Source organism: Chitinophaga sp. (assembly GCF_035564935.1).
Classification (GTDB): Bacteria; Bacteroidota; Bacteroidia; order Chitinophagales; family Chitinophagaceae; genus Chitinophaga.
In genome coordinates, this window is record NZ_DATMTE010000861.1 from 1 (window position 1) to 8,776 (window position 8,776).

At 45.6% G+C, this 8,776-nt stretch carries 7 protein-coding genes; 3 read left to right on the forward strand and 4 right to left on the reverse strand.

Features of this window, described 5'->3' with window-relative positions:
- Window positions 1–230 precede the first annotated feature (230 nt).
- Window positions 231–1,466: a phosphoglycerate dehydrogenase gene (serA, locus tag VN105_RS22500; RefSeq protein WP_325644435.1), complete on the reverse strand. Its 1,236-nt coding sequence runs from the start codon at window positions 1,464–1,466 to the stop codon at window positions 231–233.
- 313 nt (window positions 1,467–1,779) lie between these two features.
- Here serA and VN105_RS22505 point away from each other — a divergent pair, with 313 nt between their 5' ends.
- Entirely contained in the window at window positions 1,780–2,991 is a 1,212-nt protein-coding gene (locus VN105_RS22505; RefSeq protein ID WP_325644437.1) for a serine hydrolase domain-containing protein, read from the forward strand.
- Between the two features lie 80 nt (window positions 2,992–3,071).
- Here the strand turns inward: VN105_RS22505 and VN105_RS22510 are convergent, their stop codons facing one another.
- Window positions 3,072–4,049, reverse strand: a complete 978-nt coding sequence (locus tag VN105_RS22510) for a cation diffusion facilitator family transporter (RefSeq protein ID WP_325644439.1) — start codon at window positions 4,047–4,049, stop codon at window positions 3,072–3,074.
- A 171-nt stretch (window positions 4,050–4,220) separates the two neighbouring features.
- Between VN105_RS22510 and VN105_RS22515 the strand changes: the two genes are divergently transcribed.
- Window positions 4,221–4,811 carry an HDIG domain-containing metalloprotein gene (locus VN105_RS22515; RefSeq protein ID WP_325644441.1) on the forward strand — a complete coding sequence of 197 codons (591 nt, stop codon included), beginning with the start codon at window positions 4,221–4,223 and terminating at the stop codon, window positions 4,809–4,811.
- 25 nt (window positions 4,812–4,836) lie between these two features.
- Window positions 4,837–5,352, forward strand: coding sequence for a hypothetical protein (locus VN105_RS22520; protein WP_325644442.1), 516 nt, complete (start codon window positions 4,837–4,839; stop codon window positions 5,350–5,352).
- 85 nt (window positions 5,353–5,437) lie between these two features.
- On the opposite strand, the gene infC is transcribed toward VN105_RS22520, so the two are convergent.
- Together infC and thrS are read right to left on the reverse strand one after the other, a co-directional pair.
- Window positions 5,438–6,121 (reverse strand): translation initiation factor IF-3, encoded by a 684-nt coding sequence (infC, locus tag VN105_RS22525; RefSeq protein ID WP_325644444.1) that lies wholly within the window; start codon window positions 6,119–6,121, stop codon window positions 5,438–5,440.
- A gap of 170 nt (window positions 6,122–6,291) precedes the next feature.
- Window positions 6,292–8,232, reverse strand: coding sequence for a threonine--tRNA ligase (gene thrS, locus VN105_RS22530; RefSeq protein WP_325644446.1), 1,941 nt, complete (start codon window positions 8,230–8,232; stop codon window positions 6,292–6,294).
- Window positions 8,233–8,776: the final 544 nt, after the last annotated feature.

An 8,776-nucleotide genomic window follows, 5' to 3' on the forward strand; every position in this document is an offset into this window, starting at 1 on the left:
GTTAACAAAGAATTTTGAAAATGTAGGAAGAAAAAAGGTATATGAGCAAAAAGAGCCGGTGAACGGGGAGATATAACAGCCAAAGAATTACTTCTTTAGTTGTTTGATGAGACAATTATTCTTTTCATACAATAAGGGATAAAATAAGTTGACAACTTAAAAACATTGCAAGAAAGCAAAAAGCAGGGATAAATCCCTGCTTTCGCTATAAAAAGTAATACCTGTATTGATTAATACAGCAATCTCGTCTTAATTGTATGCTCCACTTCCTTCAGCAACGCCAGCGCTTCCTGCGATAACCTGGTATCCACATCCAGCACCACATACCCGATCTGGTCGTTGGTTTTCAGGTACTGCCCCAGGATATTGATCTTGTTGGCAGATAAAGCGGTATTGATGGCAGACAATACACCCGGCACATTCTGGTGGATGTGCAGGATACGGTGCGTGTTTTCAATAGGCGGTACGCTGATGGCCGGAACGGTATGGGAACCAAAGCTGGCGCCCTTTTCCAGGTAATTCAGCATTTTGCTGCTCACATCCAGCCCTATATTATGTTGCGCTTCTTCCGTGCTTCCGCCGATGTGCGGTGTAAGGATCACGTTGGATAACTTTTGCAGCGGCGTAGTGAAGGCAGCGCCGTTCTTTTCAGGTTCTACCGGGAATACGTCGATAGCCGCGCCGGACAAACGGCCGCTTTCCAGGGCTTCTTTCAGCGCTTCCAGGTCTACCACCTCGCCACGGGCATAGTTGATAAAGATAGCGCCGGGCTTTGCATCTGCCAGCACTTCCTTTGTGATCATATTCGTCGTGGTTTTGCTGGAAGGTACATGCAGGGAAATAATATCTGCTTTATTGAAAAGTTCTTTCAGGGTACGTTGCTGTTCCGCATTGCCGAGCGGCAGTTTGGTTTCCGCATCATAATAGATCACGTTCATACCCATTCCTTCCGCCAGTACGCTCACCTGGCTGCCGATGTTACCATATCCCACTATACCCAGCGTTTTACCCCTAAGCTCATAGCTGCCGGTAGCTTCTTTCATCCAGGTGCCGTTATGGGCGGCATTGTTCTTATCCACGATGCGGCGGATGAGAATGATAGACAACCCTATTACCAGCTCTGCCACTGAGCGGGTATTGGAATACGGGGCGTTAAAAACAGTTACACCATGCTCGGTAGCAGCTTTCAGATCAACCTGGTTGGTACCGATACAAAAACAACCAATGGCCTGCAGTTTCCTGGCCGACTCCAGTACCTTGCGGGTTACTTTGGTTTTAGATCGGATGCCCAGAAGATGAACGTCCTTAATTTCATTGATCAGATCCTCTTCACTCAGCGCACCTGTAAGCTTGCGCACCTGGTACCCTGCCGTGGTAAACTCCGCCACCGCAGCATCGCTGATGTTTTCTAATAATAAAATGCTGATCTTCTCTTTCGGATAACTTGTCGACTTTTGCTGGTCCATAATATTATACTAAGTTATATGTGTATCTGTATGTTGCAATTGGCTTAATAATTGCTGATAGCGGGGAAACAGGGCACAAACCTACTCGAAGTTGAGGAATATTCAAATAGCAGGGGACTCAAATTCGATTTTATCAAAAAAACGTGGAATTAAGGGACATTTTTTAAACTTTTTCACACTTTTTTGCTTAAAAACGAATTAAAAGAATCAGGAATCACCGTTTTTATTTGGCAGTCTTTTACTTTGAGTCTAAATTTAGCGCTTTGTATTTTTTGGGGTCTAAATTGAATAAGCAAGTAGTTATATTCTTCTAATGAAGCGATTGAAAGCAGTAAGTATTATCTTAACTATATCGGGAATTGCAATTATCTCCAGCTGCCAGAGCAATGCAGCAAGAAGGGAAGAAAGCAGAAAAAAAGCAGCGTCAGATTCAGTACGTTTTACAGCAGGATTATCAGCGGCGGAAAAAGAAGCCATCCTGAAATCGCCGCGCACCATACAGATGCAACATGAACTGGAAGCATTTTATAACGGGAAACTGCTTCGTACAGGATTTAACGGCGCCATGATAGTGGCAAGAAAAGGGGTGATCATCTTTGAAAAATATCATGGCTATGAAAACTCCCGGACCAAAACACCGGTGATGGACAGTTCTTCCTTTCAGCTGGCCTCTGTTACCAAAACCTTTACAGGCGCCGCAGTGATGTGGCTGGTACAAAATGAAAAACTCAGCCTGGAAGATTCCCTGCAAAAATTCTTTCCCGCATTTCCTTATAAAGGGATCAACGTACGTATGCTCCTGAACCACCGGAGCGGCTTGCCTAATTACCTTTATTTCTGCGACAGCCTATGGAAAGAAGAATCCAGGTTTATCACCAACGATGAGGTGATCAAATTAATGGAGCAACATAAACCGGCGATACAACACCTGCCGGACACGCATTTCCAGTATTGTAATACCAATTACATGCTGCTTGCTTCCATCATTGAAAAAGTAAGCGGGCAAAAGTATGCCGACTTCATGCAGCAAACTATTTTTGAGCCGCTGCGGATGACCAGCACTTTTGTATTCGACCCCTCCTCTGCTGCGCGGGCGCACCAGACGCAGAGCCACAAGTATAACGGGCAGTTTGAACCCGATACTTACTTCGATGGTGTAATGGGCGACAAAGGCATTTACAGCAGCGCAGAAGACATGCTCAAATGGGACCAGGCGCTTTACTCAGGTCAGCTCCTGAATGATGCTACACTAAAGGCTGCCTATACGCCTTACAGCAATGAAAAACCAGGCGTCCGCAATTACGGCCTGGGATGGCGGCTGATGGTATACCCCGACAGCACAAAAAATATCATTTACCACAATGGCTGGTGGCATGGCAACAATACAGTGTTCTATCGTTTCATCCAGGATTCTACCACGTTGATCATCTTAGGAAATAAATATAACCGCGGTATTTACCAGGCAGTAAAACCGGTACGTGATATTATTGGTCACGGTGATGGTGAAGAAGCGGGAGAAGAATAAAAAAAGTTACACATCTTACTATAAAAAAAACAGCATTGCTTGTATAAGTAATGCTGTTTTTTTTATAGTAAGATGTGCTATTATCCGTGCTTCCTGTTGGGTAAAACGTTATCCCGGGTCCATACTATTTCGCCGGTAAATGCATGACTCCTGACCGGGCATGCGGCTTTCAGGCAGTAATGACAGCAGGAAGGAATACAAGGATCCATATGAATAAAAAACTCTACTTCACTATCGGGAAAACCTGCATTAACAAGTTGCTCTATCTTCTTCATTTCATCATGCGCATCATTCAGTTCCAGGTAATACGGCAACGTTACATGGCAATCTATATGATAGTTATTTCCATACTGCTGTACGCGCATATTATGCACATCGATCCAGTTCTCCCTGCGGTGTGCAGATAAGATAGTGATCACCTTATCTACTATTTTCATATCCGTTTCATCCATCAAACCGGAAATGGAACGGCGCATGAGCTGGTACCCTTTAGCGAGGATCAATACGCCCATCACCAGTGATACCGCGGGATCGAGCCAGGTCCAGCCTGTAAAATGAATGACGATCAGCGCCGCTATCAACCCTGCACTGCTGTATACATCGGTCATAATGTGCTGTCCGTTCCCTGAAATGGTAATGGAAGAAAGCCGCCTGCCGGAGCGCACCAGGTACATGCCCAATAATAAATTAGCCACTGTGGTAGCGCCCAGTACCCACAAACCGTTCTCTATCTGGTGCAACTCCCGGGGCATGATAAAATACTGGATCGCCTTCACCAGGATCAGTATGCCGGCAATAAAGATCATAGCCCCTTCAAAACCGATAGAGAAAAACTCCACCTTTCCATGTCCGTATGGATGATTGGCGTCTTTCGGCATACCGGCCAGGTAAATACTGTAACAGGCAAAACCGCCTGCCACTACGTTAATAATGGATTCCAGGGCATCAGAAAGGATTGCCACGGAATGGGTCATAAAGTAGGCAGAGAACTTCGCCGCAGTTAGTATAAAACTAACAATCAGCGATACGAGTATAACGCGCAGTTCTTTTTTTAGCAATGGTTCAGTTTTGTATTGTAGTAAAGCGCAAAGGTAAAGGATTATTGGCGTTTGAAAACCATCCCGGTATTAATAAAAACATAACATAAGGCATGCTGATAAAGCCATTGCAGCTGTTACATTTGCGGTAATACCACGAAAAACTGTACTAACCCTTATAAACATACGAAAATGACCGGTAGTGAACAGCACGCTCAAACTGTGATCAATAAAATTTTCGACCTGTATAACACTTACGGCCAGGAAGAATACGGCGAACAGGTAACTATGCTGATGCATATGATGCAGGCGGCTCTCATAGCGGAAAGCACGGGCTTTGATGATGAAATGATCATTGCCGCATTCCTGCACGATATTGGCCATTTCTTTGAAAACGCCCCCCGGATGAACGGACTCGGCGCCCGTGCACATGATGATCTTGGCAGTACTTTCCTCCTGGAATGCGGTTTCCCGGAAAAAATGGCCCGGCTGGTTGGCAGTCATGTTGCAGCTAAACGCTACCTCACCTGGTCCGACAGCGCCTATTACGACACGCTTTCCGAAGCCAGCAAACAAACCCTGGAATACCAGGGCGGACCTATGAATGAAGCAGAAGCGCTGGCTTTCCGCAACGACCCTCTCTTTCAACAATATATACAGATCCGCATCTGGGACGATATGGGCAAAGAAACAGATATGCCTGTAATGCCGGAAGATGTGGAACGGATGCGGAAAAGAATGCTGGCTTACCTGCTGGCAAACACTACTGCCGGCGATAATTGAGCGGCTTATACTAAATTGCAGGTCTATGGACCTACGCGCTGAAATTTTACTGGAACATTCAAGGGCGCAATCGCTCCGTATAGCTGGATGGATCGGGCATCGTGCCAACCGGTTTGCCGCGTTGATACACCTTTTCCTGCACGATGAATACCGCGTGGTGCAACGGAGTGCATGGATTGTAAGTCTTGTAGCGGAAAAGTACCCGGAACTGCTCACTCCTCACCTGCCGGCTATGGTGGCCAGGATGGAAGAAGCAGGCATGCCTGTGGCAGTAAAGCGAAATGTATTACGCATATTGCAATACCTGGTGATCCCCGAACCTATTCAGGGACCGGTAATGAACAGTTGTTTTACCTTCCTGGAAGATCCGTTGGAAACAGTGGCAGTAAAAGCATTTTCTATGACGGTACTGGCCAACCTGGCCAAAGACTATCCTGAAATAAAAAACGAGATCCGCCTGCTGATCGCAGAAGCGCTGGAAAATAATCCTGCGCCGGGTATCCGCTCAAGAGCAAGGAAAGTATTGAAATCAATAGGCTGACAACAATCATCGCATAAAATAAAAAGCAGCGCAACAGGATACCGTACCCTGTTGTGCTGCTTTTTTAATGTGATATAACCGTTGGCTATGCCTTAGTCTCCCCTGCATCAGTTGCCGGAGGAGTAACAGGCGCCTTTGTTTCTTTCGGTTCTCTTGGTTCCCTTGGTTCTTTGGGTTCCTTTTCCTTCTTCTTCGCTGCTTTAGGCGCAAAGATGGCGATCATACGCTTACCTTCCATGGTAGGCATACTTTCCAGTCCACCTACTTCTGCCAGCCTTTCAGCAAACTTCAGGAGGATCAGTTCACCACGTTCCTTAAACATGATAGCACGGCCCTTAAACTGTACATAGGTTTTTACCTTGTTACCGTCTTTCAGGAAGCTTTCAGCATGTTTTGCTTTAAAATCGAAGTCATGGTCGTCGGTGTTAGGCGTAAAGCGAATTTCTTTCACTTCACTTTTGTGCGCCTTTGCCTTCATTTCCTTTTCCTTCTTCTTCTTTTCGTAAAGGAATTTATTGTAGTCGATGATACGACAAACGGGGGGCACAGCATTTGGGGAAATTTCTACCAGGTCTAAACCCTGTTCCTCTGCCAGACGCAATGCATCCTCTGTTTTGTAGACACCTACCTCAATATTTTCACCTACAAGCCTTACCTCAGGAACGCGTATCATCCTGTTGGTGCGATGTTCTTGTTGTTGTTCCCTGCGGAAGTTGGGGTTTCTTCCCCGGTTGTTGCCGCCAAAACTTGGTCTGGGTCTTTGTTGCATTAAAAAAAATAAAATTAATTAATTAATTGTCCATTTAGTCCATGGTCCACATATCGTCCATGGACCAAAAACAATCTTTACAAAAATACGGGGAAAATCATAGCAATTAACATACCTCAATCAAGTAATGTTCATTGTTTTATATACCTTTTTTCCACATTTATGCGATACTATTCAATTGGTTTCCTGTTTGCCACCTCTTCATTTATCATAGTGATAAACTGTTCGGCCTGCATGGTACCCAGGTCTCCTTTCGACTGGCGACGAACGGCCACTACTTCATCCGCAGCTTCTTTTTCACCGAGTACGAGCATGTACGGAATTTTTGCCAGCTCTGCTTCCCGGATCTTTTTGCCGATCTTTTCGCTTCTGTCATCTATTTCAGCGCGAATTTCTGCTTTTTTCAGCAATTCTGCTACTTTTTCTGCATAGGCCTGGCTTTTATCACTGATAGGCAGGATTTTCACCTGTGTAGGCGCTAACCACAGCGGGAATTTACCGGCGCAGTGCTCAATCAGCACGGCGATAAATCTTTCCAGTGAACCAAACGGCGCACGGTGAATCATTACCGGGCGGTGTTTCTGGTTATCAGCCCCGATATATTCCAGCTCAAAACGCTCCGGCAGGTTGTAATCCACCTGGATGGTACCCAGCTGCCATTTACGGCCCAGTGCATCTTTTACCATGAAATCGAGCTTAGGACCATAAAACGCGGCTTCGTCGTATTCCACCACGGTATTCAGTCCCTTTTCAGCAGCCGATTCAATGATGGCTCTTTCCGCCAGTTCCCAGTTTTCTTCAGTACCCATGTATTTGCCGCGGTCTGTTTTATGACGCAGGGAAATCTGTGCGGTATACTCCGTAAAACTTAAACTGTTGAATACATACATTACCAGGTCTATCACTTTCTGAAACTCTTCTTTTACCTGGTCCGGGCGACAGAAAAGGTGCGCATCATCCTGGGTAAATCCTCTTACACGGGTAAGTCCATGCAGCTCACCATGCTGCTCATAACGGTATACGGTACCAAATTCCGCGAAACGTACCGGTAAGTCCTTGTACGATTTTGGCGATACTTTATACAGTTCGCAGTGATGCGGGCAGTTCATGGGTTTCAGCATAAACTCCTCGCCTTCTTCGGGCGTGTGTATAGGCTGGAAACTGTCTTTTCCGTATTTCTCGTAGTGACCGGAAGTCACGTACAGATTTTTATTCCCTATATGCGGAGTTACCACCGGCAGGTAGCCGCTGGCTATCTGTGCTTCCTGGAGGAAACGTTGCAGGCGTTCACGCAGCATGGCGCCTTTAGGCAGCCACATGGGTAACCCCAGGCCAACTTTCTCAGAGAAGGCAAACAGTTCCAGTTCCTTACCCAGTTTGCGGTGATCGCGCTTTTTTGCTTCCTCTATCAGGGCCAGGTATTCGTCCAGCTCCTTCTGATTGGGGAAAGTGATACCGTAAATGCGGGTAAGCATCTTATTCTTTTCACTACCGCGCCAGTAAGCGCCGGCAATGCTGGTAAGCTTGATGGATTTAATAAAGCCGGTGTTTGGAATATGCGGTCCGCGGCAAAGATCTGTGAATCCGCCCTGGGTATAGAAAGTAATACTTCCATCCGGCAATTCATTGATCGTTTCTATTTTATACGGATCTCCCTTCTCTGTAAAATAAGTCAGGGCATCTGCCTTGCTTACTTCCTTACGCACATACTCACTGTTGTGTTTGGACAGCTCCACCATTTTTGCCTCAATCGCTTTCAGGTCCTCTTCAGAGATGGTACGGTCGCCAAGGTCAATATCGTAATAGAATCCGTTTTCAATAGAGGGGCCATAGCCGAGCTTTACGCCGGGGTACAGGGCTTCCAGGGCTTCCGCCATCAGGTGCGCCGAAGAATGCCACATGGTTGCCTTACCATCCTTATCCACCCACGTCAAAAGTTGCAGCGTGCTATCCGTCAAAATCGGGCGTGTAGCATCCACTACCTGCCCATTAACATTTGCAGCCAATACTTTGCGTGCCAATCCCTCGCTGATAGATCTGGCAATCTCCAATGCAGTTACTCCTGGTTCATACTGACGAACTGCGCCATCCGGAAAAGTGATATTTATCATACGTTTTGCTATTAGCGCCATACCTTTTCGTATGGGCTATATTTCCTTTATAAAATGTTTGCGAAGTTAAGAAATAGTTTGTTAGCTTTTAGATAACCATGTCGTTGAATTTAAGGATTTTAAAAATAAATATTATTACAGCGGTGTGAACACAGTTGGAGGAATGGATGGTAGCGTCGTTTACATATATAAAATTTTACAATTCAATGCAAGTATGCAGTTGGCCCGTCCTGAAAAAACAAAAGCATCAGGCAACCAGCTCTGCCATATGACAGTGTAAAGTAAAATCAGGATTTACATGACAAACTGTAAAACAATTTCAGGATTATTTCTTAACCTGTATAGGTATATTAGGACGAGACAGTGTATGGGGAGTGTATGCACAGTGTATGGGGAGTGTATGGGGAGTGTATGGAGAGTGTATGGGGAGTGTATGGCGAGTGTATGGGGAGTGTATGATAAGTACTACACATACACGGGTCCTAAGTATCCGGGAAGTATACAACAAGTATCCGGCACATACTAACCTGCTGGTTTATGGAAT